Source organism: Planctomycetota bacterium (assembly GCA_016872555.1).
GTDB lineage: Bacteria > Planctomycetota > Planctomycetia > Pirellulales > UBA1268 > F1-20-MAGs016.
The window spans coordinates 1-25,889 of record VGZO01000041.1; the positions used below are offsets into that span (position 1 = coordinate 1).

Annotated in this window: 21 protein-coding genes and 2 pseudogenes; 5 read left to right on the plus strand and 18 right to left on the minus strand. The window is 71.8% G+C overall.

Translation table 11 applies throughout. From position 1 onward, the window contains the following. Positions 1 to 158: 158 nt before the first annotated feature. Positions 159 to 926, minus strand: a complete 768-nt coding sequence (locus FJ309_13020; GenBank protein MBM3955514.1) for a hypothetical protein — start codon at positions 924 to 926, stop codon at positions 159 to 161. A gap of 41 nt (positions 927 to 967) precedes the next feature. Between FJ309_13020 and FJ309_13025 the strand changes: the two are divergent. Next, positions 968 to 1,066 (plus strand): annotated as a pseudogene (locus tag FJ309_13025) (SMC-Scp complex subunit ScpB). A 916-nt stretch (positions 1,067 to 1,982) separates the two neighbouring features. Here FJ309_13025 and FJ309_13030 read toward each other — a convergent pair. The 5 genes from FJ309_13030 to FJ309_13050 all read right to left on the minus strand — a co-directional run bounded on the left by FJ309_13030 (position 1,983) and on the right by FJ309_13050 (position 9,142). Next, a complete protein-coding gene (locus tag FJ309_13030; GenBank protein ID MBM3955515.1) occupies positions 1,983 to 3,389 on the minus strand; it encodes a DUF1501 domain-containing protein in 1,407 nt (468 codons plus the stop codon). Next, entirely contained in the window at positions 3,386 to 6,274 is a 2,889-nt protein-coding gene (locus FJ309_13035; protein MBM3955516.1) for a DUF1553 domain-containing protein, read from the minus strand. Before FJ309_13035 ends, FJ309_13030 begins: the two co-directional genes overlap by 4 nt. 151 nt (positions 6,275 to 6,425) lie before the next feature. Continuing rightward, a complete protein-coding gene (locus FJ309_13040; protein ID MBM3955517.1) occupies positions 6,426 to 7,703 on the minus strand; it encodes a hypothetical protein in 1,278 nt (425 codons plus the stop codon). A 30-nt stretch (positions 7,704 to 7,733) separates the two neighbouring features. Then, positions 7,734 to 8,189: a hypothetical protein gene (locus FJ309_13045; protein ID MBM3955518.1), complete on the minus strand. Its 456-nt coding sequence runs from the start codon at positions 8,187 to 8,189 to the stop codon at positions 7,734 to 7,736. After that, entirely contained in the window at positions 8,186 to 9,142 is a 957-nt protein-coding gene (locus FJ309_13050; GenBank protein MBM3955519.1) for a DUF1559 domain-containing protein, read from the minus strand. Before FJ309_13050 ends, FJ309_13045 begins: the two co-directional genes overlap by 4 nt. 140 nt (positions 9,143 to 9,282) lie before the next feature. Between FJ309_13050 and FJ309_13055 the strand changes: the two genes are divergently transcribed. After that, positions 9,283 to 10,269: an aldo/keto reductase gene (locus FJ309_13055; protein MBM3955520.1), complete on the plus strand. Its 987-nt coding sequence runs from the start codon at positions 9,283 to 9,285 to the stop codon at positions 10,267 to 10,269. Positions 10,270 to 10,309: 40 nt separating this feature from the next. Here FJ309_13055 and FJ309_13060 read toward each other — a convergent pair whose 3' ends face one another. Next, positions 10,310 to 10,801 (minus strand): hypothetical protein, encoded by a 492-nt coding sequence (locus tag FJ309_13060; GenBank protein ID MBM3955521.1) that lies wholly within the window; start codon positions 10,799 to 10,801, stop codon positions 10,310 to 10,312. On the opposite strand from FJ309_13060, the gene FJ309_13065 reads away from it, so the two are divergent. Next, positions 10,722 to 11,858: an FAD:protein FMN transferase gene (locus tag FJ309_13065; GenBank protein MBM3955522.1), complete on the plus strand. Its 1,137-nt coding sequence runs from the start codon at positions 10,722 to 10,724 to the stop codon at positions 11,856 to 11,858. The genes FJ309_13060 and FJ309_13065 overlap by 80 nt on opposite strands. Before the next feature lie 270 nt (positions 11,859 to 12,128). Further along, positions 12,129 to 14,474, plus strand: coding sequence for a TolC family protein (locus tag FJ309_13070; protein ID MBM3955523.1), 2,346 nt, complete (start codon positions 12,129 to 12,131; stop codon positions 14,472 to 14,474). A 10-nt stretch (positions 14,475 to 14,484) separates the two neighbouring features. Here the strand turns inward: FJ309_13070 and FJ309_13075 are convergent, their stop codons facing one another. The 10 genes and pseudogenes from FJ309_13075 to FJ309_13120 form a co-directional block, all read right to left on the minus strand. Further along, the gene (locus tag FJ309_13075; GenBank protein MBM3955524.1) at positions 14,485 to 15,621 is read right to left on the minus strand and encodes a hypothetical protein; all 1,137 of its coding nucleotides are present in this window, start codon (positions 15,619 to 15,621) and stop codon (positions 14,485 to 14,487) included. A gap of 64 nt (positions 15,622 to 15,685) precedes the next feature. Further along, a complete protein-coding gene (locus FJ309_13080) occupies positions 15,686 to 16,354 on the minus strand; it encodes an AIM24 family protein (GenBank protein ID MBM3955525.1) in 669 nt (222 codons plus the stop codon). 70 nt (positions 16,355 to 16,424) lie between these two features. Beyond that, positions 16,425 to 17,642: pseudogene (locus FJ309_13085) on the minus strand (hypothetical protein). A gap of 4 nt (positions 17,643 to 17,646) precedes the next feature. After that, positions 17,647 to 18,432, minus strand: a complete 786-nt coding sequence (locus tag FJ309_13090) for a DUF4239 domain-containing protein (GenBank protein MBM3955526.1) — start codon at positions 18,430 to 18,432, stop codon at positions 17,647 to 17,649. Positions 18,433 to 18,505: 73 nt separating this feature from the next. Then, a complete protein-coding gene (locus tag FJ309_13095) occupies positions 18,506 to 19,078 on the minus strand; it encodes a DUF3299 domain-containing protein (protein ID MBM3955527.1) in 573 nt (190 codons plus the stop codon). A gap of 34 nt (positions 19,079 to 19,112) precedes the next feature. Further along, complete coding sequence (locus tag FJ309_13100; protein MBM3955528.1) at positions 19,113 to 19,643, minus strand: hypothetical protein; 531 nt, start codon at positions 19,641 to 19,643, stop codon at positions 19,113 to 19,115. Further along, positions 19,613 to 19,852 (minus strand): hypothetical protein, encoded by a 240-nt coding sequence (locus FJ309_13105; protein MBM3955529.1) that lies wholly within the window; start codon positions 19,850 to 19,852, stop codon positions 19,613 to 19,615. The genes FJ309_13100 and FJ309_13105 overlap by 31 nt, the downstream gene beginning before the upstream one ends. Continuing rightward, a complete protein-coding gene (locus FJ309_13110; GenBank protein MBM3955530.1) occupies positions 19,830 to 21,365 on the minus strand; it encodes a hypothetical protein in 1,536 nt (511 codons plus the stop codon). The genes FJ309_13105 and FJ309_13110 overlap by 23 nt, the downstream gene beginning before the upstream one ends. Positions 21,366 to 21,440: 75 nt before the next feature. Next, complete coding sequence (locus FJ309_13115; protein MBM3955531.1) at positions 21,441 to 22,784, minus strand: ABC transporter permease; 1,344 nt, start codon at positions 22,782 to 22,784, stop codon at positions 21,441 to 21,443. Between the two features lie 5 nt (positions 22,785 to 22,789). After that, positions 22,790 to 23,497 carry an ABC transporter ATP-binding protein gene (locus FJ309_13120; GenBank protein MBM3955532.1) on the minus strand — a complete coding sequence of 236 codons (708 nt, stop codon included), beginning with the start codon at positions 23,495 to 23,497 and terminating at the stop codon, positions 22,790 to 22,792. Positions 23,498 to 23,673: 176 nt separating this feature from the next. Here FJ309_13120 and gap point away from each other — a divergent pair, with 176 nt between their 5' ends. Further along, the gene (gene gap, locus FJ309_13125; protein MBM3955533.1) at positions 23,674 to 24,684 is read left to right on the plus strand and encodes a type I glyceraldehyde-3-phosphate dehydrogenase; all 1,011 of its coding nucleotides are present in this window, start codon (positions 23,674 to 23,676) and stop codon (positions 24,682 to 24,684) included. A 69-nt stretch (positions 24,685 to 24,753) separates the two neighbouring features. Here gap and FJ309_13130 read toward each other — a convergent pair whose 3' ends face one another. After that, entirely contained in the window at positions 24,754 to 25,827 is a 1,074-nt protein-coding gene (locus FJ309_13130; GenBank protein MBM3955534.1) for a hypothetical protein, read from the minus strand. Between the last annotated feature and the right edge of the window lie 62 nt (positions 25,828 to 25,889).

The window sequence follows — 25,889 nt, forward strand, 5'->3', positions numbered from 1 at the left end:
CGCGGCGGCGGAGATGGCCAAGACCGGCCGCACGAGCGCGCAGCTGCTCGCCGACATCACGGCGCTCCAGGCACTGGTCAAGCAGAAGACGCCGATCGACTGGACCTTGCCGGAGTGAGCCGGCGGCCAGGTCAGCGACGTTTCCCGCCGCGCGGGGGTCAGGGAGATTTCGGGACGTCGCCGCGGATCACGCCCTGGACCGGGGCGCGCGACGGGTCGTTTTCCAGCTTGCGGATGATCGCCAGACCGGTGACGAGGATCTCCTTCTGGCGCTGCTCCTCGGCGTCGAGCGGCTCACCCGACGTGAGGCGCTCGACCAACCGGCCGATCCCGTCGGCGGCCTGCCGGTACTCGACATACAGCTCGTCGACCGCCTTCTTCAGTTCGGCGCGGATCTGCGGGGCGCTGGCGTCGACGAGGGCGTCGAGCTGGGCGTCGTCGTCGAGGTTGATCCCCTCGCGCCGGGCGCGGGCGAGCGATTCCTGGAGCATCCCCGAGACGAGCGTGTAGACCTTCTCCTCGAGACCCTTGATCTGGCCGTCGAACTGGGTCGCCAGCAGGTCGCGGGCGCCCGACACGATCTGCGGCGGGGCGTCGAGCAGCGCCTTCTCCGCATGGTCCAGCACCGCCGGCGCCTCGGCCACCAGCCGCTGGCCGAGCTTTCCGACCTCCTCGTCGAGGCGCGGCTCGAGCGTGGCCGCCGCCAGCGCGACGATCACGTCGGGCTCGGCGAACTTCTTCACCGTCGAATGGAGGTAGTTGAGGTAGGCACCGACGCCGGCGACCAGCGCGGCGACCGCCAGACTGGTGAGCAGCCGGCGGGTGCCGGCGGCCGCCGCGGTGGAGTCGAGCCGGCGCTCGAGCGCGGCCACGGCGCCGGCGAGATCGCCGGAACGGTCGGCACCGGGAGACGTGTGGGCGGCCATCGGAAACACTCCTCGGGACACGGTGCGGGACAGCGCGAATCGGACGCCGACGGGCTCACGGGGCCGGGGCGGGGTCGGGCGCTTCGGCGGGAGCCGGCGTCGACCGGACCGCTGCCGGCGGCGCCGCGGCCGGCGCGTCGTCGACGGGCCATTGCTCGACGGCACTGTCGACCATCATCAGGACGTTGTGGATGAACCGCTTCTGGAGCCGCGACTCGGCTTCGGTCATGGCGTCGGCGATCGGCAGCTTGTCGAGCAGCGCCGCGAGCCGCTCGCGCTCGGTGGCGATCGTCCGCTCCACCTGCTCGCCGAGACCGGCGCCTTCGGAGATCAGGCCGTCGCGGAGCCGCCCGGCGAGTTGCTCGACGCGGGTCTCGGTGAGTTTGGGGAAATCGCGCTTCAGATCGGCGGCCAGCTTGCGCGCCACGCGCTGCATCGCCTCCTCGGAGCGGGCGCGAACCATCTTCTCGGTGTCGGTGGCGAACGAGTCGGCTTCGGTGGCGATCCGCGACGACATCTCCGGGAGGAGCTTCATCCCGCGCTCCATCGCCAGGTCGCCGTAGGCCGGCACCGCGCCCATCACCTGGGAGGCGAGCTTCTCGCCGAGCGGCGGGCCGATCGCCTCGACCTTCGCCTGGAGCGCCTTCTCGAGCCCTTCGGCCGTGACCTGGCTCTCGAGCGTCTTCCACAGCGACCAGCCGAACAGCCCGGCCATCGCCAGCAGGGCGAGCGAGCCGCCGGTGAGGAGCCAGCGCGTGAGGCGGTTGGCCGACTCGATCTGGTCGAGCCGGCGGTTGCACTCGCCGATCGCCCTGGTGAGGTGGTCGTGTCCGCCGTCGCCGACGGCATCGGGATGGTGCATGGAAGCCCCCTTGGTCTCGTCACGGCTGCCGGCCGGCGCCGGCCCCGCGCCTCCCCTGGCACGGGTGTCCCCGCGGCACGCGATCGTGCCCAGCGGCAGCGAGCCTAGCTTCGTGAATCACGAAAGTCGGCGGCCCCGCCGGCGGGGCGCCCGCTCATCCCTCGCGGAGGGGAGAGGCCGGGGCGCGGTCCACGTCAGGCGAACAGGCCCGTCACCACCCGGCCGGCGACGTCGGTGAGCCGGAAGTCGCGGCCGGCGTGGCGGGACGTGAGGCGCTCGTGGTCGAGGCCCAGCGCCGCCAGGAGCGTGGCGTGGAGGTCGTGCATGTGGACGCGGTCGGCGATCGCGTGATGGCCGAACTCGTCGGTGGCGCCGTGGGCATGGCCGGCGCGGAACCCGCCGCCGGCCAGCCACACCGTGAATCCGGCGGGGTTGTGGTCGCGGCCCGTGCCGTTGTCCTGGGCGTAGGGGGTGCGGCCGAACTCGCCCCCCCACCAGACGATGGTGTCGTCGAGCAGCCCGCGCCGTTTGAGATCCGTGACCAGCGCCGCCACCGGCCGATCGACCGCCCGGGCGTGGTCGAGGTGCTTGGGCATGTTGGAGTGCTGGTCCCAGGCGGGGTTGTTGGAGTTGTCGGTGTAGTTGACCTGCACGAACCGCACGCCGCTTTCCACCAGCCGCCGCGCCAGCAGGCACTGCCGGCCGAAGTTGTCGGTCTCCTTCGCGCCGATGCCGTACAGGGCGAGGGTCTCGGCCGTCTCGTCGGCGATGTCGAAGACGCGCGGCGCCGCCGCCTGCATCCGCGCCGCGAGCTCCTGCGCCGCGATCACCGCCTCCAATTCGCCGTCGCCATGCCGGCCGGCGAGCTGGGCCCGGGCGAGGTCCGAGGCGAGGAGGCGGCCGCGCTCGGCTAGCGCCCCGGTCCGCGCCGGAGCGAGGTTGGGGACGGTCGCCTCGGTGGCCGGTTGGCCGGCACGGCCGACCGCCGTGCCCTGGTGGATCGCGGGGAGGAAGGCATGGCCGTAGTTGCGCGGGCCACCGTTGGCCAGTGCCGGCGACAGGCTCACGAACCCCGGCAGGTCGGCGTTCTCGCTGCCGAGTCCGTAGTGGACCCACGCTCCCATGCTCGGGCGGATCGCCGTCGTGCTGCCGGTGTGGAGAAACAGCGTTGCCGGCCCGTGGGCGATCCCCTCGGTGTGGAGGCTCTTGACGAGGCACAGCTCATCGACGATCCCCGCCATCTCCGGAAATAACTCCGACACCCACTGGCCGCTATGGCCATGGCGGGCGAACTTCCACAGCGGCTTCATCACCCGCTGCGGCGGGCTGGTGCCGGTCTTGGCGATGCTCCGCAGGTCGCCGAACGGCATCTGCTTGCCGTCGTCGGCGAACAGGCGCGGCTTGTGGTCGAAGCTGTCGACGTGGCTCACGCCGCCGGCCATGAACAGGAAGATCACGCGTTTGGCACGCGGCGGCAGATGGGGGCCGACGGCGGCGCCGGCGCTGCCGGCAAGTCCGGCCAGGGCGAGGCTGCCGAAGCCGCAAGCGGCCCGGGACAGCGCGATCCGGCGCGGAACGGGGAGGGCGGTCACGGTGGTCATTCCAAGTAGCGGAAGTCGATCGAGCCGAAGAGGGCCTGGACGAGGACCGCCAGGGCGTCGGGATCGGCCGGGGAATCGCGGAGGAACTCCAGGCACCGCGCCGCCTCTTCGGACCGCGGCGGGCGGCCGAGCAGCGCTCGGTACAGCCAGTCGACGCGCGCCCCGTCGGCCGGCGTGCCCTCGCCGTCGGGGACGACGGCCAGCACCCGGGCGGCGGTCGCCCGCGCCTGCTCGACGACGAACGGATCGTTGGCGAAGAACAGCGCCTGCGCGGCGACCGTGCTCGTGCCGCGCGTTCCGGCGGCGGCGTTGATGTCGGCGAAGTCGAAGACCTCGAACACGGTCGGCCGGCGGTTGCGGAACGCGGGGACGTAGACGCTCCTCCGCGTGTCGGTGAACGCGTAGCCGTATTCGATCGTCTGGGCGGAGGTGTCGTTGGCGTCGATCTCGCCGGCACCGCGGATCGAGAGACCGCCGACGGTGCGCTCGAGCGTGCCGGCGGCGGCGAGGATCGCGTCGCGGATCTGCTCGGCGTCGAGCCGGCGCCGGCGGGCCCGGGTGAACAGGGCGTTGTCGGGGTCGGCCGGATCGGGTGGGGCGACGGCGGCGGCGTAGGTCCGCGACAGCACGATCGCGCGCACCAGGGGCTTGAGGCGGTAGCCGTCGGCGACGAGGCGGGCGGCGAGGTGATCGAGTAATTCGGGATGCGAGGGGCTGTCGCCGGTGGCGCCGAAGGCGTCGACCGTGGCGACGATCCCCCGTCCGGTGAGCCAGTGCCAGACGCGGTTGGCGATCACGCGGGGAACGACGGGATGGGAGGGGTCACCGAGCCAGGCAGCCAGTTCGCGGCGACCGCTCGCCCCCGTCGGGATCGCCAGCGCGTCGCCGAACACCGCCGGCACGCCGCGCGGCACGGCGGCGCCGCGGTTCTTCTCGATCCCGCGCACGCGCACCGCGGTGTCGGCCGGGGCCTCGCGGTCGCGGACGGTCATCACCGTCGGCCGCGGGGGCAGCGCGGTCTCCAGGGCCTTGCGCCGCGCGTCGAGGTCGCGGACGCGGGCGGCGGCGCCGTCGTCGCCGGCCGGGACGGCCGCTTGCCCCTCGGGCACCAACTGGATTCCGTCGACGATCACGTGGCCGTCGGTGCCGGCGGTGCCGACGAGGAGGTGGCCGGCAGACCCCTTCTCGAAACGCCACGTGCCGACGCTCACGAACCGGCCGAGCAGGGGCGGCGGGCGGCGCTGGTCGACGGTGAGGTCCTCCTCGCCGTCGGCGTGGAGGAGGTGAAGCGGCACGTTGGTGGCGCGCGAGGCGCCGGCGTTGTAGGCGAGGCGGATCTCGTAGCGGCCGCTCGCCGGTGGGTCGATCGCGAACGTCGCCGACTTCTCCCCCTTGCCGGCGTTGTCGTCGTGGACGTAGCCCGTGCCGAGGTGGTCGGGGGAAAACGTCGAGTGGCGCCACGCACCGACGAACGTCGCCCGGGTGTCGTCGATCACCAGCCCGGCGAGCCGCGCCGGATCGAGGGGGCCGGGCGGAAACGGGCTCGACCCCGCGGCCTGCTTCTTGGCGCCGCGCAGGGCCTTGGTGACCTCGGCCAGTTCGGCGTCGATCGCGGCCCGCCGCGCGGCGACCGGCTCCGGTTCGGCCAGCGGGGCGGCGATCCAGCGGGCGACGTTGTCGGTCTCGTTGAGGAGCGTCTGCGTCGAGGCGAAGATCCCGGCCAGGGCGTGGTAATCGGCCTGCGTGATCGGCTCGAAGGCGTGGTCGTGGCAGCGCGCACAGCCGAACGACTGGCCGAGGAACACCTTGCCGATCGTGTCGAGCTGCTCGTCGACGATGTCCATCCGCAGTTGCTGCTTGTCCTGCTCCTCGTAGTTGGTCGGCCCGAGGGCGAGGAACCCGGTCGCCGCCAGCAGCGCCTCGCGCTCGTCGGCCGAGTCGGCCGGAAGCTGGTCGCCGGCGAGCTGGGCGGCGATGAACCGGTCGAACGGCAGGTCGGCGCCGAGGGCGCCGATCACCCAGTCGCGGTAGCGCCAGGCATCCTTGAACAGCAGCGTGCGCCCGCCGCCGCTGCTCTCGGCGAACCGCGCCAGGTCGAGCCAGTGGCGGCCGAAGCGCTCGGCGAACCCGGGATCGGCGAGCAGCCGGTCGACGACCGCGACGACGGCCCCCTGCGGGTCGCGGGCGCTGGCGGCGAGGAACGCGTCGAGCTCGTCGGGCGCGGGGGGCAGGCCGACGAGGTCCTCGTGGAGGCGGCGGAGCAGCACCTCCGGGGAGGCGCGCGGCGCCGGTTCGATCCCGGCCGCCTCGGCCCGCGCGCGGACGAGCCGGTCGATCGGATCGCCGTTCCACTCCGCGTCGGCCACCGCCGGCGCGGCGGGTGCGGAAAGCGGCTGCAGGCACCACAGCTTCCGCCCCTCCTCGAGCGACATCCCGGCGGTCCCGCGCGGCCGGTTGACGCCGGAGTGCGGCAGTGGGTCGCCGTCGCGCGGATCGAAGGCCCCGCCGGCGATCCACTTCTCGAGGATCGCGACCTCGGCGGGGTCGAGCCGCTCCCCCGGGGGCATCTTCGGAGCGTCGATCTCCCAGCGGACGGCGCGGACAAGCAGGCTCTCCCCCGGCTTGCCAGGTACCACGGTCGGACCCGAATCGCCCCCCCGCTGCCAGCCGGCGCGGAGGTCGAGCTGAAGGCCGCCATTGACCTCGGCGGCGGCGGAGTGGCAGTCGAGGCAGCGGCGGGCGAGGAGCGGCGCTACCGCGGAGGAGAAGAATGCCGCCTCATCGGCCGGCACGGCCGGAGATTCGGCACCGCCGACGCCGGTCAGCTGGCCAGCCAACGCGGCCACCCACGCGATGGTTCGTAGCGATCGCCCCGGTCGCATCATGCTCTCCCGACGATAGCCTACCTCGCGCCCGGGGGCCGACCAATGCGGGTCGGTCTCCGTGGGGTTGGGCTACCGGACGCCCCGGCGCGCCGGCGTCCGGAGGAGCGACCGGCCGCCGGGCGATTGTCTCGGGCCCGGTCGCCGCCCGGGGTCACTTCCCGTCGATCCGCACCAGCGACAGCGTGCCGGCGTCGGCGTCGATCTCGAACTTGAAATTGCGGAGGAACCCCATCCCCAGGAGCAGCTCGGCCCCGACCGCGTCGGGCCCGAGGACGACGCACTCGACGTCGTTGACCGTGAACCGGCCGACCCGGACGCTCTTGAGACTCTTGCGCACGCCGCGCACGCCGCGGCCGTCGGCCATGAAGCACTCCACCTCCTCGTCGCCGGTAGTCGGTTCGACGTCGAACTCCGCGGCCGCCGCGGCCGGCACGAGGAGCGTCGAGCACCCGGAATCGACGATCATCTGGCGTGGCTTGCCGCCGTTGACGACCACGCTCGCCGCCAGCGTGCCCCGGTCGCGGACGAGCGGAACGGTTTCGGAGAGGATCGACTCCTCGAGGTCGGCGAGTTTCTTGAGCGCGGCGCGGAATCCGCTTCCCGGGCCGAACGCGAGCGCCTTGCCGGCGGCCTCGCCGGCGGCCGTGACCGCGCGCGACACCGCGGCGTCGTCTTTCCGGTTGTCGTAGGCTGCGGAGAGCTCGGCGGCGCGTTTCCGCAGCGCGAGGAGATGGTCGAGGTAGGCCTCGCGCGCCTCGTTGGCGGCCGTCCGCAGCTCGCGGCCGCGCTCCTCGCCTTGCGTGCGGTCCTCGGTGAGCTGGTTGAGTTGGCTGGTGACGGCATTGGCCGCGCCGACGAGGCGGTTGTAGGTGGCGGGATCGGTGTTGGTGGTCCCCGCCATCAGACCGCTGAGGCGGACGTGCTCGGCGCGGAGTTTGGCCTGGAGATCGCGGCCGCGGGCCATCGCGGCCTCGTGATTGGCCACCTCGCGACCGGCCTTCTGGACGCCGGCGCGGAGCGTCGTCGCCCGGCCGAGCTCCCGGGTGAACTCCGCCTCGTCGGCGAGCACGACCTGCGCCCCGCTGACCCGCAGCCCGGCCTCGTCGAGGAGTTTCTTGGCGGCGGCCTTGTCGTCGGCCGACTGGGCGGTGGACAGGGCGGGGAGCATTGTCACGAGAGCTACCCACGCCGCCACGACGGCGCGGAGGCTCGATCGCGCGAGGATCTGGTCAGCCGCGTTCGCCGCTGCGGCGTTCATCCGAGCTTGTGCCAAGCCGATCGCGGCGGGCGTTACCATGGCCTGTCTCCTCGGTGCTGCCGCTCGGCCGTGCCGATCGACGCACGCGATCATACCGCCGGCGGTGAGCCGACTGCCGCAGGAACGAGCACGGGCCACGGGACCACGGAAAACGGCGTCGGCGCGGCTCATGTCGCGATCGTCGCGGCGCGGGCTCCCGGCTCAGACGGGCGCCTGCTTGCGTTCCGGGGCGTCGGCCGGGGCGACGTCGATGTCGATCACCGTGTCGCCGGAGGTCGAGGTGTCGAGCGGCAGCGTGTGCTCGAAGAACCGGCTGCCGTCGGCTTCGAGCAGCCCCATCACCATCGCCTTCATCGGGCCGCCGCCGACCCCCGGTGCCCGGCTCCCCTTGGTGTCGAACGTGCCGTCCTTGATGACGGCGATCCCCTGGGCGCCGCTGTTCTTCTTCTCGCCGTCGGGGGTGATCACGATCTCCCCACCGACCACCGGCTTGCCGCCGTAGGTGATCTTCCCCGAGACGCGGTGGCGGACTCGCGTGTCGCGCGGGCCGCCGCAGCCGGCGGTCGTGAGGAGGGCTCCCGCGCCGAGCCGGACGACGGCCCGGCGCGTGCGGAGCGGCGTGGCGGGCCGGGGGGGACGGGCGTCGTGGTCGGTCACGGCGAAACGTTCTCCGTGCCGTTGCGGCTGGCGAGGGGGAGGAGAACATTGTTGAGGTCGATGTCCTCGGTGAGGAACGTCACGCTGCCGTCGGCCATGGCGACGTTGCAGCCGCCGGGATGGTTGCTACCGATGCTCACGCTGTTGTAGTTACCCGGGGTGACGTACTTCACCGTCCGCATCCCGTTGGCCACGTTCTTGACCGCGGTCATGTCGTTGTTCCACATCGCGCCGCGGATCCAGGAGCGCAGCGACCCGCTACCCATGTCGCTCCACGCCATCTCCATCACCATGATCGTCTTGCTCGTGCCGTCGTGGATGTCGGTCAGTGCGACGCCGAACGGCTTGGAGGGATTGCTGCCGACGACGACCGGCGACAGCGGCATCACGCCGCCGGTGGCGATGAAGCCCTGCGTCGAGGGGAGCTGCGGGTAGGCGCGATTGATCGCCGGGTTGGTCCCGATCGGTCCGGCGTTGGCGACGTAGTGGGTCGTGTAGGCCCTGGCTCCACCGGTCACGGTGTCGATCGTGCTCCCGGAGAACTCGGCCCAGTCGTTGGCGAAGCTCGGGCAGTAGAACGACGGCACCTTGATCCGGGCGACGTTGCGGTTCTGGGCGAAGTTGGTCCCGGCATACGCGGGATTGAGCGGCTGGACCTCGGCGGCGGCTGTGGCTTCCTCGATGAACGGCAGGATCAGCGCCAGCCAGCTGACGCCGGTCTGGCCGCCGGGGGAGAAGTGGACCGGGAGTTGCTGCCGGGCACCGTGGTAGTTCTGGCAGCCGAGAGCGAGCTGCTTCATGTTGTTGACGCACGAACTGCGCCGTGCCGCTTCCCGTGCCGCCTGGACGGCCGGCAGGAGCAGGCCGACGAGCGTGCCGATGATCGCGATCACGACGAGCAGTTCGACGAGTGTGAACCCCTTCCGGGCGGTGCTTCCCGGTCGAGCGCGCATGGACCGGTCCCCTTGCCGAAGACGTAGAAGAAAACGATCGATCCCTCTCCCCGTGGAGGAATGTACCGCTCGGGGCCAGTCGATGCGAGACGTGGGCGCCGGCTTGAGCGGCGGCTGGGGATCGACCACACTCTTCGACCATGCAGAAACGCGCGTTCGGACAGACCGGCTGGCAGGTCACCGAGATCGGGTTCGGGGCCTGGGCGATCGGCGGCGGCCAGTGGGGCGGCGCCGACGAAGGCGAATCGATGGCCGCGCTCCATGCCGCCCTCGATGCGGGGATCAATTTTTTCGACACCGCCGACGTCTACGGCGATGGCCTCTCGGAGCGGCTCATCGCCCGTCTCCGCCGCGAGCGGCACGAGCCGTTCTTCGTCGCCACCAAGGCGGGCCGACGGCTCTCGCCCCATACCGCAGCGGGGTACGACGCCGCCCACCTGACGGCGTTCGTCGACCGCAGCCTCGTCAACCTCGCCGTCGACACGATCGACCTGCTCCAGCTCCACTGCCCCCCGACCGAGGTCTATTATCGCCCTGAGGTGTTCGGCGTCCTCGATCGCCTCGTCGCCGCCGGCAAGATCCGCTTCTACGGCGTCAGCGTCGAGAAGGTCGAGGAGGCTCTCAAGGCGATCGAGTATCCCGGCGTGCAGTCGGTGCAGATCATCGTCAATTGTTTCCGTCTCCGTCCCACCGAACTGTTCTTCGAGCAGGCGCTGCGGCGGCGCGTGGCGGTGATCGCGCGGGTGCCGCTGGCCAGCGGGATACTCACCGGCCGGCTCCGCCCCGACACCGCGTTTCCCGCCGACGACCACCGCCACTTCAACCGCGACGGGGCGGGGTTCGACCGTGGCGAGACCTTCTCGGGCGTCGACTACCGCACCGGCCTGGAGGCGGTCGAACGCCTCCGCGCGCTGGTGCCACCGGGGTGGACGATGTCGCAGTTCGCGCTGGCCTGGATCCTGTCATTCGCCGCCGTCACGACCGTGATCCCGGGTGGACGGCGAGCCGAGCAGGTCGTGGAGAATGCCGGCGCCGCGGCACTGCCGCGCCTCGACCCACGGACACGGGCGGCGGTCCAGGAGATCTACGACGACCTCATCCGGCCGCTGGTGCACCACGTGTGGTGACCGATCACGGCGTGGTGAACGGGTCGCGGCCGGAAAACGCTCAGAGGTTCATCCCGAGGTAGCCCCCCGCGGCATCGCAGGCGGCCTGCTCGCGGGCCAGGCGCTCGAGGGCCCGGCCGAGGTCACCGGCGGCGATGAACCGGTCGAACTCGACCTCGACGGCATGCTTGGCCGACTGGGTGAGCCAGACCACCGCCGGCTGCGTCAGCCAGTCGCAGGTTTCCCGGTCGAGCGTGATCGAGAGGTCGCTCCCCACGGTGCGGCGGTCGGCCTCGTCGGTGATGACGGTTCCCTCGAAGACGAAACCGACCCAGCCGCTGTCGGGGTCGTTGGTGAATCGAAACGTGCAGTGGCCGTCGGTGAGATAATAGGTGTTGCGGGTACCGTGGTGGCCGACCGCGCGCTGCATCCGCTCGAGCCGCCGGCGGAACCCCGGTGAGGCGTCGAGCGGGATGTCGAGCCGCGGCACGCCGCGGAGCGGCGTGCATTCGAACGAGATCTCGACGGCGGGAGGAGGGGCGTCGCTCGTCATGGCCGGGTTTCCCAGGAGCGCCCGAGTCTACTCCAGACGCCGCGCCGCGGCGATCCTCGCCGGCGCCGTCGCCGCGCCGGCGCTGGCGGCTGACGCACCGCGTCTCGAGCGCGTGACGCGGTCGCGGCGGATGATGGGAGTACCCTGGGCGGTCACGGTGTTCGCCCCGGATGGTGAGGGGCGCGCCGCCGCCGAGGCGGCCCTCGACGAGGTCGCCCGGCTCGATGGAGTCCTCTCCGACTACGACCCGGAGAGCGAACTGTCGCGCCTCTCCGCGGCGGCACCGACCGACATTCCGATCCCCCTGTCCCCCGATCTCGGCGCCGTCCTGGCGCGGGCGGTCGAGATCCGCACCGCCAGCGGGGGTGCCTTCGATCCCACCGTCGGGCCCCTGACCACGCTGTGGCGGCAGGCACGTCGCTCCGGGAGGATGCCGCTGCCGGACCGTCTCGCCGCTGCCCGGGCGGCGGTCGGCCCCGAAGCTCTCGTGGTCGAGGGGAATCCGCTCACCGCCCGCCTCACCAGGCCGGGGATGCGCCTCGACCTCGGCGGGATCGGCATGGGGTATGCGATCGACCGGGCACTGTCCCTTCTGGCCGGCCGCGGTGTCGCCGCGGCCCTCGTCGACGCGTCCGGCGATATCGGGGCCTCGGGACCACCTCCCGGAGCCGATGGCTGGAAAGTGGCCGTCGCTGCGCTCGACCCCCGCCAGGATGGCAGCGAGACGCTGCGCCTCACGCACGCCGCGGTCACCACCTCGGGCGACGCCTTCCAGGCGATCGAGATCGACGGCAGGCGCTACAGCCACATCGTCGATCCGCGCACCGGGATCGGGGTGCCGGGGCCAGCCGCCGTCACGGTGATCGGTCCCGATGCGATCACCGCCGACGCCGCCGCCACGGCGGCAAGCGTGCTCGGGCCGGTGGCCGGCTCGGCGTTCGTGGCGGAACTGGCAGGCTGCGCGGCGCGGTTCGTGTGGCAGGAGGAGGGGCGGCCGCGGTCCTCGATGACGGTCGGCTGGCCCGACCGGGCACGGCGGTCGCCCGACGGCGGTTGATCGTCGCTCCGGACGTGCACCAAACGCGGCGGCCGCGCTCCCCCGTATCGCAAGGGGACGCCTCCAGGCTCTCCCGCTCAGCCCGGCTTCACCAGCTTCTCAACGACGGTGACGATTCCTCCAAGTTTGACGGTTGGGAGGACGATACCACCTTCGCCGTCGCTGCGCCCTCGCGAGACGACCCGGTCGCGGGTCGGGGGGCACCGCGGCGTGGGAGCCGGCCTTTGGCCGGCTGCCCCCGAGGGCGCAGCGGCGGCCCTTGAACGGGCCATGGATTTCATCCCCCGACGGACACGCCCCGTGCATCCCACCAGCCGACAGGCGCTCGTCGCGGCGTTGATCGCCTCGCTCCTGGCGCCGGGATGCGCGCCGCGGCAGCCGTTCCACTTCTTCGAGGACGGCGACCTGTCGCACTACGTCGGGGCGGTGCAGAAGATCGAGTATCCCGACTCGTGCTCGCCGCCGCTCGACGAGGCGGCCGGCACGGTCGAACCGCTGACCCTCTCCAACGCCCGCTTCGACCAGATCTGGGAAGTGAGCCTCGAGGAGGCGATCCGCACGGCGCTGGAAAACGGCAAGGTGCTGCGGAACCTCGGCGGCCGGTTCGGCAGCTTCGGCGGGCCGCGGCCCCAGACCGGCGAACCGCCGGTGTCGCTGCTCACGCAGCCGCTCGGCACGCCGACCGTCTACGACCCGGCGATCGTCGAGACCGACCCGATCCGCGGCGTCGAGCCGGCGCTGGCGTTCTTCGACGCACAGTTGGCCAGCTCGCTGACCTGGGAGCGGCAGAACCGGCCGCAGAACGTCGGCGGCATCGGCACGCAGATCTTCCAGCAGCAGTTCCTCGGCGACACCGGCAACTGGACGACGAGCATCACCAAACGGACGGCGACCGGGGCGACGCTCGGCTTCGCCAACTCGACGCTCTACGACAACAACAACTCGCCGATCCGCCAGGACGGCGTGCCCTCGACGTTCACCACCAACTACGACTTCACCTTCAACCAGCCGCTCCTCGAGGGCGCTGGCGTGACCTACAACCGGATCGCCGGTCCCGATCCGTTCAACAACATTGACGGCCGGCCGATCTTCCGCGGCGTGCTGCTGGCGCGGATCAATGCCGACATTTCGCTGGCCGACTTCGAGGCCGGCGTCCGCAACCTCGTCAGCGACACCGAGCAGTCGTATTGGGAGCTGTACTTCGCCTACCGCAACCTCGAGGCGCGCAAGGCCGGGCGCGACAGCGCCCTCGAGGCCTGGCGGCGGGTCCACGCGCTGTATGTCGAGCAGTCGCGCGGCGGCGAAGCCGACAAGGAGGCCCAGGCGCGCGAGCAGTACTTCTTCTTCCGCAGCGACGTGGAAAGCGCGCTGACCGACGTCTACCGCTGCGAGAACCGCCTCCGCTACATGATGGGGATCTCCGCCAGCGACGGGCGCCTGATCCGCCCCGCTGACGAGCCGACCACGGCACGGATCGCCTTCGACTGGCAGCAGGCCCTCACCGAGGCGCTATCGCGGTCGGCCGAGCTCCGTAAGCAGAAGTGGGTGATCAAGCAGCGCGAACTGGAGCTCGTGGCCGCCAAGAACCTGCTGCTGCCGCGGCTGGATCTCGTCGGCCGGTGGCGGTTCCTCGGCATGGGGCAGGAGTTGATCAACCAGAACTACACCCCCTACGACGCCAACGGCCAAGACCCGCTCGCCGGTACCGACGCCTATTCGTCGCTGTTCAGCGGGCAGTTCCAGGAATGGCAGAGCGGGGCGCAATTCCTGATGCCGCTCGGGTTCCGCCGCGAACTGGCCACAGTTCGCCACCACCAGCTGCAACTGGCGCGCGAGCGGGCCCGCCTCCAGGACGAGGAGCTCGAGGCTTCGCACGCGCTGGTCGAGGCGGTGCGCAACGTCGATACCAACTTCGCGCTGTCGCAGACCAACTTCAATCGCCGTGTCGCCGCCGAGCGGCAGGTCGAGGCGGTCCAGGCCGCCTATGACGCCGGCACGGTGACGTTCGACCAGCTGCTCGACGCCCAGCGCCGCCGGGCCGACGCCGAGAGCGCGTATTACCGGGCGATCGTCGACTACAACCGTTCGATCTCGCAGCTCCATTTCCGCAAGGGTTCGCTGCTCGAATTCAACGGCGTGTTCCTCGCCGAGGGGCCGTGGCCGGGGAAGGCCTACTTCGACGCCTACCGCCGCGCCCGGCAGCGCGACGCCAGCCTGTACCTCGACTACGGCCATTCCCGGCCAGGCGTGTTCAGCCGCGGGCCGATCACGCAGCGCTTCTCCGATGTCGGTGCGTCGACGGCGGTCGAACAGCTCGAGCCGCGCGATCCGGCGACAGTCGAGGAACCGTCGCCGCCGACCGGTAGCGACGGCAAACCCGGGGACGGCCGCCCCACGCCCGCCGAGGAAGTGCCGGCGCCGCGCCCCAAGGATCCGCCGCGGGGCACCGCCACCCTCCCGGGGAATCGACCGCTGGCCGCCTCCGTGCTCGCCCCCATCAGCCCGTTGGCGACCGACGGGGCGGCCCGCGTCGTCGACGGGATGCGCGGCCGGCCGTTGCCCGGGAGCCGGCTGATCGAGGGTCCCGAGGTCGCCGCGTCGACACAACTGCGCTGAGGTCCGGCGCCTACTCCGCGCGGAGCAGCCCGGCGGCGCGAATCGCCTCGTCGAGCCGGCGCCCGTCGGAGCGGCGCAGGGTCTCCAGATGGGCCCGCGCCTCGGGGCGCGGGCAGGCCGTGAGGTAGCCGGCCACCGCGCGGCGCACGTGGGGATCATCGCCACCGAGCGTGTGCCACAGCCCGGCGACGCGGTCGACGTGGTCCCAGCCGCGCTCGCGCGCCAGGTCGATCACCGCGTCGGCGGCGACCACGGGGCTGGTGGCGAGAGTCGCGGTCGCCGCCACGATCTCCTCGCGGGGGATGGTGGCGGCCAGTTCCTCCCAGGCGAAGCGCAGGGCCCCGAGGAGCTGCTTCTGCTCGACGGGGCGCTGCGGCGCGACGCGCCCCATGAGCCACTCGAGCCCCGCCGGGCCGTCGGCGACGAGCAGGCCTCCCATCAGCCCGTCAGTGCCGGCGCGGAAATCGTCGGCGTTGGCCTCGAGCGCCGCGCGGAGCGGGGCCGACGACGCCGGGGCGTCGGCCGGCAGGCCGGCGTGGGCGACGATCCCCAGCGCCAGGCCATAGAACCCGCGGCGGCGCTGGTCGATCCCCGGATCGCCGAGCCACTCGGCGAGGGGCCGGGCGGCGAGCGCCGGCGCGGCCGCGCGGACCGCCGCGAACGGTGCCTGGCCGAACTCGGCGAACGCATCGGCGGCGATCGCCTCGAGCGGGTGCTCCAGACGCGCCGCGAAAAACGCCAGCCGCTCGGCACTCGGCCGGCCCGTGTCGGGCGCCCGTGCGACATGCGCCAAAAGCAGTTCGTCGGCCGCGACCGCTTCGAAAGGGGGTGTGCCGTCGGCGCGGGCCTCGCCACCGCCGAACAACAGCGCCGTCCCCGCTACCGGCGCCGGTACCCGGGCGGTGACGAGGGCCTCGTCGGGGAGCGGGCGGCCGCGGATCAGGCTGCCGATCGCGAACGGCTGCACCTGCCCGCCGGCCGGCGTCTCGAGCGCCGGCCCGGCCGCCGAGCCGACCGCGGTCGTCGGCGCCGCATCGCGGCGCATCGCCAGCGTCGGCCCGACGGTGCCGCAGAACGGGCAGGCCAGCGCGGCGCCGCCGACGGCCACCGTGACCCAGCCGGCCACCCAGCCGAAGCAGCGCTTCATGTGGCCGATCGGGGCGACCGACCGAGGCGCCAGCGAGCCAGGCATCATCCACCCCGTGGCGACGTCATTCGGCCGCGGAACCGAACCGCTCCTGCTGCATCCGCTTCCGCCAGTAGGGGGTCGTGCACAGCAGCAACCGGCCTGAACCCTCGTAGACGTAGCTCCGTTCCTGGCCGCTGAGCCAGAAACTCAGGAAGTTGCTCGTTGGTCGCTTGAGCGACAGCCGGATGCCGGCCGTCCGGGCCATGACTTGCGGGCCGTCGACCACGAGCCGGTCGTCTTCGAGGCGGATCTCCTCGACCGGGCCGTCGACCGACAGCAGCGCCTGGCCATCCCCACGAAGTACGGTCTTGTACCAGATGAACCCCTCGCCGGCGAGAAACGCCGTCCACCACGACTCCCGGCGGACCGTGATCTCGACCTCGCCTTCGGAGACCCAGAAGCACTTGCGGTCGAGGATCCACTGCTCGCCGCGCCCGATCCGCAGTGGATGGTAGCCGCCGAGCGTCGAGTCGAGGAACACCGTGCCCGTGCCGGTGAACCGGGGGCGGAGGAGCGATTCGTCCGAGAACAGCGACACCCAGGCGGCGCGGAGCGACGGCAACGGCACGTCCATCGTGACCGCACCCTGCATGTGGTTGAGGGCCCCGCGCTCGGTGCGGATCGTGTCGTCGGCGAGGCTGGCCTTCACCCAGCGCATTCCCTCGGTGTGCTGGACGTCGAAGGTCGCCATCGAGTTTCACCTCCGCCCCGCGGACGACGCCCCCCTTCGTCCAATCGCACGACCAGCCGGGAAACGCCAGCGCCGGGTAGGGGTCGGGGGGGATCGGAGCGGACGACTCGTGGACCACGTCGAACTGCCGGTCGGAGCGGATCCGGCCGATCCGGCAAGGCTTGGCACAGTGCTGCGTGGCCGGATCCATCGCCAGCCGGCCGCCGGGACCGGCGAACGACACGCCGTCGCGGAGGGCCTGGAGCACCGCCCCGGTGGCCACCGATCCGGCACGGCGCACGGCGGCAGCCCAGAGGTGGAGGAGCGAGTAGCCCGTCTCCATCGTGTCGCTGGTCACCCGGTCGAAGCCGAACTCACGGCGGAAGCCGGCGATCCACTCGCCGTTGCCCGCCCCGTCGTCGCTTTGGAAGTAGGCGGAGACGGCGTAGTGCCCTGCCACGACGTCGGGGCGGAGGAGGCGCAGTTCATCCTCACCGATCGTCGTCGACATGACCGGGAGTCGGCGCGGGTCGAGGCCGGCCTCCGCGAGCCGGGAAAACAGCGCCAGGGCCGGCGTCCCGGAGAGCGTGCTGAGGATGCAGTCGGCGCCGCTCGACGTGATCGTCTCGACCGTGTCGGCGGTCACCGCAGCGGTCGTCGGGACGAGGATCACGCCGGCGAATTGCAGGGCCCGGTCGATCAGTGCCCGGCGGACGACGTGGGTCATCGTCCGGCCGTAGAAGTCGTCGCTGCCGACCACGAACAGCCGCCGCCGCAAGCCGCCGGCGGCCGACTGCAGCCAGTCGAGGACCGGCAGGACCTGTTGGTTGGGGATCTGACCGCCGTAGATGACGAACCGCGACGACTCGTTCCCCTCGTAGGGCACGCCGTAGAACAGCAGCCGCTTGTATTCCTCGACGCTGGGAATCACCGCCTTCCGCGACGGTGTCGACCAGCAGCCGAACAGCGCCACGGCGCCGCCGTCGAGCAACCGGCGGGCGCGGTTGGCGAACAGGTCGGGACGGGATCGGGTGTCGGGGGCGGAAAACTCGATCTGCCGGCCGAGCAGGCCGCCGCCGGCGTTGATCTCCTCGATGGCATGGATCTGCGCGTCGCGGACCGGTGTCGCGCTGATCGCCACCGGACCGGTCTGGGAATGGAGCAAGCCGATGGTCACGGTCCGCACCGGGGTCGGCAGGCCGCAGCCGGCGATCGTCACCGGACCGAGTGCCCGCGCGGCGGCGAGCGTCGCGGCCCAGCCGTCCCGGACGGCGGCGCGGCGGCTGCGGCTGTCGGCCTGGCGCGGCATCGCCTCACTCCTCGACCATGTGGGCGTACAGCGTCTCGAACACCTCCGGCGCGATGCTCACCTCGCCGCGGAACGGATTGTCCATCGCCGCGATCAGGAAGATCATCGTGCCGAGGTAGGCCGACAGCAGGCCACCGAGGAGCAGATGGGTGACGAACTTCATGTCGAACAGCCAGACCATCGCGATCGTGATCAGCGCCCCGAGGATCACGACGTACCACATCACCACCGGGATGCTCGACGTGACCGCGAACAGGCGCATCCGCCGGGCCTCGAGGAACGAGTTGAATTGCCGCAGCGCCTCGGCATGGAGGATCTCCTCGGCGGGGGTTTCCGGCTGGAAAGCGAGCAATTGCTCCTCGAACGCCTGGGCACGGACCGACCCCTCGACCGGGACGATGCCGCGGCGCTGCAGCGGCCAGGCATATTTGATGACGTAGCGCGTGTAGTCGCGCAGCGCCCAGCGCAGATTCTGGCCCCACGGCGCGGGGTACTGGCCGACGTCTTCATACAGCGCCGCCAGCGCCGCCGCCTCGTGGGTGACGTTGGCCTCGGCGGCGGAGAAATTCTGGTAGGCAGTGACCGCGATCAGGCCGAGCAGCAGGCCGTAGAACACGCAGAAGCACGACAGCACGTAGCCGACGACGTCGTTGCACGCCGGGGTCGAACGGACGAACTGGCGGAGGATCGGCCGGACGACCAGCGCCCCGCCCCAGTAGATCCCGACGAACAGCGCGATCATCCCCAGCGCGAGCGTCGCCGAGGGGATGTCGTAAATCCAGTAGAGCATCGCGGTGCGGCGGCGGCGGACGGACTCCGGGGAGGTTTCGCCCCGGGGAAGCGATGGTACCAACGCCGCGGGGTCACTTCACGTCGTCGCCATCCAGCGCATAAATCGCCAGATGGCCGCCACCGGGCCCGCGCAGTTCCTCGACGCGAAACACCCCCGTCACCGCCACCGGCCGGATCGAGAACTCGGCGCTCGTGCCCGGCGCCATCCGCACGACGACGCAGTCGTGGAGCGCCGCGCCGGGGCCGAAGCAGCACTCCATGTTGTCGCGCACGAGAACGAACTGGGTGAGCCCGGTCTGCTGGAAGCTGGGGAGGATGTAGCCGCGGATCCGGACGCGCTGTCGCTCGAGCTCGCGGACCCGCGGCGTGAGCGCGTCGGGGGTGAAGGGTGCGCCTTTTTCCAGCCCGAGCTTGATGTCGTCGAACGTGATCTCGCGCGGTGCGGCAGGCGCGGCGGAGGTCGCCGCGGCGGCGGGGGCGGCGGGCAGCGCCGTCGACGGCGATCCCCCGGGGGCCGCGTCGGCCGCGGGAGGAACGGGGCGCGTGGCGGGGGATCGGGGGCCACCGCAGCCGAGCAGCGCCACCACCCCGGTGACCGTCGCGCCGGCGCGGAGGGCCTGGAATAATGGAAGGGAGGAAGCCATGAGATCAGTGCCGGCTCGTCCACCGCCGCGCTGCTCAGCGGAGGGTGGCGTTTTCGAGGTGGTAGAACACGCCCCCCTCGAGGGCCGTCGTGCCGGTCGGTCGCACCGAGAACCGGCCGGCCACCTTGCACACCTTCGGTGTGAACATCGTGCCGACCGGATCGGCAAGTTGCACGAGCACGCGGTCGGTGATCTTGGGATTGCCACCGAAGCAGCAGTCGCCCTGGTCGCGGACGAGGACGAACTGCACGATCCCGCGCTGCTGCTTGCCGGGATACATGTAGCCCTTGAGGAGCACGTCGCGGCCGTCGAGGGCCAGGGCGCTTTCCGGGATCATGTGGGGCGGGTCGCCGGGGAGCGGCTGGAGCGCGCCGTAGTCGATCCGCTCGAACCCCTCGGGCAGCTCGGCGGCGTAGACGCCCGCCTGCCAGGCGAGGCCCGCGACGAGGGCCACGGCGGCGACGAGCGTCGCGCCGATCGCCAGCAGCCGGCCGGTGTAGTCCTCGGGGCGGGTGGCGATCGCCCGCCAGCCGATCACTCCGGCGACGAGGGCGCCGAGCGGCACCAACGCCAACCACCAATCGAGAAGCGTGAGTGGCGAGAGGACGGCGAGCACGACCGCCGGGACCACGGTGGGCGGCAGCGCGCGGTAGCGGTCGGCGTCGCCGGCGACGGGCCGCGCGACGTCGGGGGCGGGAGTATCGAACAGGCCGCTGGCCATGGTGTCGGGCCCGGAGGACAGGAAGGGGGATCAGCCGTGACGGGTGGCGGCATGGAGGGCGGTGCGGACGATCGACGCCAGAAGCAGGCCCAGCGCCGCGACCATCAAGCCCCAGGGAACCCACGAGCCCTCCGTGGATGGCGACGCGGCGAGGGCCGGCGGCACGGCGCCGGCTGGATCGACCGCCGCGCGGTCGTCGGTGGCGTCGTCGTCGGCGAGTACGGGGGCGACCCGGGCGACGAGGGCGGCGTCGGTGCCCGAATCGGCGGTTGGTGCAGGTGCCGAGGGAGTTGCGGTCGAGGGATCACCCGGATCGCCGTCGTCCGCCGTGGTCGCCGCCGGCGGCGGTGTGGCGCCGCCCCCTTTTGCCGCCAACACCCCCGCGAACCCCGCCAGCGTCGCCGCCCGGCGCACCGCCTCGGGGTCGATCGCGGCCAGTCGCTTCACCGCCGCGTCCGCCTCGGGAAGCGGGCAGGCCTTGAGGTAATTGATCACCGGCTCACGGACGAAGATGTTGTCGTCGGTCGCGTCGGTGAACAGTTGCTCGAGCCGACCGACCACAGACCAGTCCTGCCAGCGGGCCAGATCGGCGATCACCAGATCCGCCAGCTTCGGCTCGTCGAGGAGCTTGCGCAGCGACGCCAATACCCGCTCCCGCGGCACGTCACGCGATTCCTCGCCGAGGAACCGCAGCGCCATCACCGCGGCGTAGGTTTCGGTGAACGGTACGTCGCGTTTGCCTCCGGGAAGGAACAGCCGGTCGACCAGATCGAGCCCCGTGGCTCCCTCGAGCGTGACGTAGCAGGCGATCAGGGCATCGAGCCCGGAGCGGACCTCGGCCTTGTCGCCGTCGTACCCCTCGCCGGCGAGGATCGCGGCGATCCGCGCGGCATCGGCCTTACTGCCGCAGACCCCGAGCATCGTGGCGTAGAGCCGGCGCCGGTTGGAGGCGACCTTCGGATTCTCGATCCACGCCAGCAGTTGGGCCGCGTCCATGCGGCTTTCGAGCCCACGGACGTCGTCGTACGGGGCGACGGCGAACTCGTCGTAGGCGTCGCGGGCGAGCGTCTCGTCGGCGTCCTCGAGGTATTGCTGGAAGAACGCCAGCCGATCCGGACCCTTCTCCGGCAGCGTCGCCAGCCGGCGGATGTAGTCCACCGCCCGGTCGCTGACGGCGATCGGGGTCGACCAGACCAGTTTCGGCGGCTCGACCGCCATCAGCAGGTGGAGCCCGCCGACCGGCTTGCGATCGAGCATGATCGTCTCGATCGGCGTCCCGTCGGGGCCGGAGTGCCCGGCCTCGGTGACGAGGTCCCCTCCCTTGAGCACCTCGACGACCTCGAACCGGCCCTTGGGGAGCGGGCCGTCAGCCCGCAGTTTCAGCGCTCCCTCGGCCGGTGCTTCCACCAGCCGGGCGATCACCGCCGCCTGGCTCTGGGCGATTTCCTGGGCGAAGGTCAGCGACACCGCGCTGCAGAACGGGCAGGCGGCGGCCGGGCGCGGAAGCGATCCCAGGGCCAGGCCGAGGACCGTCACGGCGGCGACGAGCGAGCGGAGTTTCTTCATGCCCCGATTCTACCAGCCCCCCGCGGCCGACACCCCCCGGCGGTCCGCGAGCGGGACCCGGCCGCGGGCGGCCGGTCAGCCCGGCCCCTGTAGCCAGCGGGCCACGTCGGTCCGGTAGGCGGCGATCGCGGGCACCAGGGCGGCGACGATCCCGACCAGGACGAGCCCCGGCACGAGCAGCAGTTCCGTTCTCGGCGCCGCCGACAGCACGCTGGCAGAGACGCCGGCGTTGGTCGAGATCCACGGGCCCAGGGCCCCCACCAGCAGGTGACCGAGGATCCACCCGGCCAGGCCGCCGCCGACGGCCAGGAGAACCGCCTCGGCGAGCACCGCGGAGAGCACCACGCTCCGCCGGGCGCCGAGGGCACGCATGATCGCCACGTCGCGCGTCCGTTCCAGCGACGAGCCGATCATGCTCACCAGGATCCCGATCGCCGACACGAGCACCACCATCGCCGTCACCAGCAACAGCAGCAGTTCCAGCGGCCGGACGAACAGGTCGAGGAGTTGACGGATCTCGCCGACGGGGAGCACCGCCTGGGCGTCGCGCCCCTCGTTGATCGCCGTCCGCAGGACCATCGCCGACAGCTCCGCCGGCAGCGACGGCATGCCGGGGAGCCCGGGCTGGGAGGACGTCTCGAGGAGGATCGCGGTCACCTCGCGCTGCGCCTCGGGGAGGGGCGCGGGGCGGCCGAGAGCCGACGGCGGCGGCGGTGGGGGCGGCTCGACCCCCTCGGGAAGCGGCTTGGCGTGGCCGTCCTGGAGATAGAACCCCTCCATGTTGACGAACACGCCGCGGTCGATCGGCGTGTCGGTCCGGGCGAGGATCCCGACGACCCGGAACGGATCGTGGACCGGGCCATTGTCGGCGCCGTGCGTCGGCGAAAACGTATCGCCGACGGCGAGCCGCAACTTCGCGGCGACGGTGGCGCCGAGCACGCCGGCGAAATAGTCGTCGTCGCGGAAATTGCCCCCCGCCGCGAACACGAACGGTTCGCCGTCGCCGCGGGTCAGCTCGCCGAAGAACGCGGCGTCGGTCCCGATCACGCGGAACGAGTTGAAATAGTCCCCCATGCAGATCGGCACGGCAGTCTTCGTGCTCGCGGCGAACCGGCCGTCGACACCGTCGGCGCGGCGCGCGGCCGGGAGGAACTCGGCGTAGAACGCCCAGGGGACGTTCTCGATCGGCTTGCTGATGAAGTAGACGCTGTTGAGCACCAGCTGCAGTGGGCTCCCCTTGGCGCCGACGATCATGTTGTAGCCCAGCCCGGCACCGCTCTCGAACGCCTTCTGCACCAGCCCCGCGGTGACCAGCGTCGCCACGACCAGTGCCACGCCCAGCGCCAACGACAGGCTCGTCAGCAGGCTGGTGAGGGGCCGCTGCCGGATGCTGCGCCAGGCGATGCCGAGGATCCCCATCGGTGTCACTCCCCTCCGACCGTCGCCCGGGCATGCCCCGCGGCGGCGCGGTTGAAGTGCTCGAGCCGCAGCCGCCGGGGAAACAGCCCCGCCACCTCCGGCGCGTGGGTCACGACCACCAGCGCCACGCCGTGCGCCGAACAGGTGTCGCGGAGCAGGTCGATGACCTGCGCCTGGTGGGCGGGATCGACGCTCGCGGTCGGTTCGTCGGCGAGCACGACGCGCGGCCGGTTGGCCAGTGCCCGGGCGACCGCGACGCGCTGCTGCTGGCCGACCGAGAGCTGGGCGGGACGGTAGCCGAGGCGGTGGGAGAGGCCGACCGCGTCGAGCAGGCCCTCGGCCCGGCGCCGGTCGGGGCGATCGGAACCGAACGACATCGCGACCAGCACGTTTTCCAGGGCGGTGAATCCGGGGAGGAGATTGAACGACTGGAACACGAGGCCGAGCTTGTCGGCGCGGAGCCGGTCGCGCTGCGGCTCCGCCAGCCTGGTGATGTCGATGCCGTCGACGAGGACGTGGCCGGTGTCGGGGCGGAGGATGCCGGCGATCACGTTGAGGAGTGTCGACTTGCCGGAACCGCTCGCCCCCTCGAGCGCCACCTGCGCGCCGGCCGGGATCGTCAACTCGGGCACGTCGAGGATCTCGACGCGGCCCCCCTCGGGCTGCGGAAACGACTTGCGGACGCCGGCGAGTTCGATGACGGGCGTGGTCATGACGAGAATGTACGCGGCGGGCGACGACGGCGTCACGGGCACAGTGGCGCGGGGGGCGCCGGCGATTTGAGCGGCCGGCGGTGGGAGGTGTATATTCCGCCCGCGTTTTCCCCTCCGTTTCGTCTCGCGCCGGCGCCCGAGGGCCGGTTCACCGCAGCAGGAGCGATCTCGTGCCCATCCGCGTCGGTATCAACGGTTTCGGTCGCATCGGCCGCCTCACCTACCGTGCCATCTACGAGAAGTACGGCCTCGGCGGCGACGTGCAGGTGGCGGCCCTCAACGATCTCACCGACGCCAAGACCAACGCGCATCTCCTCGAGTTCGACTCCAACTACGGCCCGTTCAAGGGTGCCGTCGGGCACGACGGCAACGACCTGGTCGTCGACGGCCAGAAGGTCCACGTCTTCGCCGAGCGTGACCCCGGCGCGATCCCGTGGGGCAGCCAGGGGGTGCAGATCGTCGTCGAGAGCACCGGGTTGTTCACCGACGCGACCAAGGCGGCGGCCCACCGGCGCGACAGCGTCAAGAAGGTCGTGATCTCGGCACCGGCCAAGAACGAGGATCTGACCCTCGTCCTCGGCGTCAACAACGAGATGTACGACCCGAAGAAGCACCACGTCATCTCCAACGCCTCGTGCACCACCAACGGGCTGGCGCCCGTCGCCAAGGTGCTCCACGAGACGTTCGGCATCGACCGCGGGCTGCTGACCACGGTCCACGCCTACACCAACTCCCAGAAGACGGTCGACACCGCCGCCAAGGACCTCCGCGACGCGCGCGCCGCGGCCCTGAACATCGTCCCCTCGAGCACCGGTGCCGCCCGGGCGGTGGGGCTGGTGATCCCGGCCCTGCAGGGGAAGTTCACCGGGATGGCGTTCCGTGTCCCGGTGCCGACGGTGAGCATCGTCGACTTCACCGCGCTCCTCCTCCGCGAAGCGTCGCCGGCCGACATCAACGCGGTGATGAAGAAGGCCGCCGACGGGCCGCTGAAGGGAATCCTCCGCTACTCCGACAAGGAGCTGGTCTCGACCGACCTCAAGGGGGATCCGCACAGCTCGATCTTCTCGGCGGTCGACACCATCGGTCTCGGCAACTTCGTCAAGGTGGTGAGCTGGTACGACAACGAGTGGGGGTACTCCAACCGCGTCGCCGACCTGCTCAACTTCCTCGAGGACCGTGGGCTGTAGCGGACCGCCACGTCACCGTCTCGTCGCCACGTCACCGTCTCGTCGCCACGTCACCGTCTCGTCGCCACGTCACCGTCTCGTCGCCACGAGCGCGTCAGCGGTGAACGTCCGGCCGTCGAGCGTCACGAGCGAGACGATCACCCGGACGTGGTCGGCGACCGGAGCCCGGCTGCGCCACGGCAGCGAGAAGTGCAGCCCCCGCGCCCGTGACGTCGCGCGGAAGTGACCGTTGACTTCCGCTTCGGGGATCGTGACCTGCACCAGGCACGCCTCGGCCGGGGGCGGTGGCGATGCATCGCCACCGCCGGGCGTGACCGGCAGCACCGGCGGGGCGACCGATTCGTCGAAGACGGCGATCGTCACGTCGCCGCCGGCGGCCACCAACCGGCCGGAGGCGTCGCGTGGTTCGACGACCAGCGCGAGAGCGTCGCTGGTGCCGTCGCCATCGGCGTCGATGCAGGCGGTGTGCGCCGCATTGACGACCAGGCCCGCGATCGCCGGCTGGGCCGCGACCGTCTCCTCGTGCGACAGCCGGCGCACCGGAGGGAGGCCGGCACGGGGACCGGCGGCCGGGGAGGCGGGTGCAGCCGGAAAGACCGGGAGCGGGGGCACGCCGTCGAGCACCGGCGGTGCGATCGTGCCCGGACCGATGCCCGGAGGAGCGGTGCCCGGCGGCGACGACGGGGGGCCGAACCGCAAGCCGCCCCCGGCCGGGGGCGAGGGAGCCGCCCCGGGCGTGGTCGACGCCGGTGGGACCACGACCGGCGGCACGAGCACCGGCCGGTCGGGCTCGACGGTCGAAAGCACGGGCGCCCGCGCCGGCGTTGCGACGCCGGAGGGGAGCTCGAGGCGCCCGGCGCCTGGACCGGCACCGTCGGCGATCCCCAGCTGCTTGCGCAGGCTGGCGTTCTCGACTTCACGGCGCTCCAGCTGCGACTGCCGTGAGACCAGCTCGTCCTGGAGCTGGTAGATCTGATCCTCCTGGAGGCGCAGCTCGCGCTCGAGGAGTTGCTGGTCGATGTTGCTCTTGCAGCCCACCGCGGCCAGCGCTGCTGTGGCTGCCAGCGCGACGAGGTGGGCCTTGAAGCCCTTCGCCGTGGCGCACGGTCGCGAACACGTCGTCCACGGACAGGTCGGATTCATAGCGCCTCCTGCGCCGTCGGGCCGTCCTTGGCCTCGGCTTCCCTGCCGCCTCCGAGTGGGCC

Bases quoted from the DNA above. Each gene is read 5' to 3' on its own strand.
- FJ309_13040 (MBM3955517.1), bottom strand. From the start codon at position 7,703: ATGAGCCGCGCCGACGCCGTTTTCCGTGGTCCCGTGGCCCGTGCTCGT.
- FJ309_13035 (MBM3955516.1), bottom strand. From the start codon at position 6,274: ATGATGCGACCGGGGCGATCGCTACGAACCATCGCGTGGGTGGCCGCG.
- FJ309_13055 (MBM3955520.1), top strand. From the start codon at position 9,283: ATGCAGAAACGCGCGTTCGGACAGACCGGCTGGCAGGTCACCGAGATC.
- FJ309_13105 (MBM3955529.1), bottom strand. From the start codon at position 19,852: ATGCCGCCACCCGTCACGGCTGATCCCCCTTCCTGTCCTCCGGGCCCG.
- FJ309_13115 (MBM3955531.1), bottom strand. From the start codon at position 22,784: ATGGGGATCCTCGGCATCGCCTGGCGCAGCATCCGGCAGCGGCCCCTC.
- FJ309_13120 (MBM3955532.1), bottom strand. From the start codon at position 23,497: ATGACCACGCCCGTCATCGAACTCGCCGGCGTCCGCAAGTCGTTTCCG.
- FJ309_13065 (MBM3955522.1), top strand. From the start codon at position 10,722: ATGTCGAGCCGCGGCACGCCGCGGAGCGGCGTGCATTCGAACGAGATC.
- FJ309_13060 (MBM3955521.1), bottom strand. From the start codon at position 10,801: ATGACGAGCGACGCCCCTCCTCCCGCCGTCGAGATCTCGTTCGAATGC.
- FJ309_13050 (MBM3955519.1), bottom strand. From the start codon at position 9,142: ATGCGCGCTCGACCGGGAAGCACCGCCCGGAAGGGGTTCACACTCGTC.
- FJ309_13095 (MBM3955527.1), bottom strand. From the start codon at position 19,078: ATGGCTTCCTCCCTTCCATTATTCCAGGCCCTCCGCGCCGGCGCGACG.
- FJ309_13130 (MBM3955534.1), bottom strand. From the start codon at position 25,827: ATGAATCCGACCTGTCCGTGGACGACGTGTTCGCGACCGTGCGCCACG.
- FJ309_13080 (MBM3955525.1), bottom strand. From the start codon at position 16,354: ATGGCGACCTTCGACGTCCAGCACACCGAGGGAATGCGCTGGGTGAAG.
- FJ309_13020 (MBM3955514.1), bottom strand. From the start codon at position 926: ATGGCCGCCCACACGTCTCCCGGTGCCGACCGTTCCGGCGATCTCGCC.
- FJ309_13110 (MBM3955530.1), bottom strand. From the start codon at position 21,365: ATGAAGAAACTCCGCTCGCTCGTCGCCGCCGTGACGGTCCTCGGCCTG.
- FJ309_13090 (MBM3955526.1), bottom strand. From the start codon at position 18,432: ATGCTCTACTGGATTTACGACATCCCCTCGGCGACGCTCGCGCTGGGG.
- FJ309_13070 (MBM3955523.1), top strand. From the start codon at position 12,129: ATGGATTTCATCCCCCGACGGACACGCCCCGTGCATCCCACCAGCCGA.
- FJ309_13030 (MBM3955515.1), bottom strand. From the start codon at position 3,389: ATGACCACCGTGACCGCCCTCCCCGTTCCGCGCCGGATCGCGCTGTCC.
- FJ309_13075 (MBM3955524.1), bottom strand. From the start codon at position 15,621: ATGAAGCGCTGCTTCGGCTGGGTGGCCGGCTGGGTCACGGTGGCCGTC.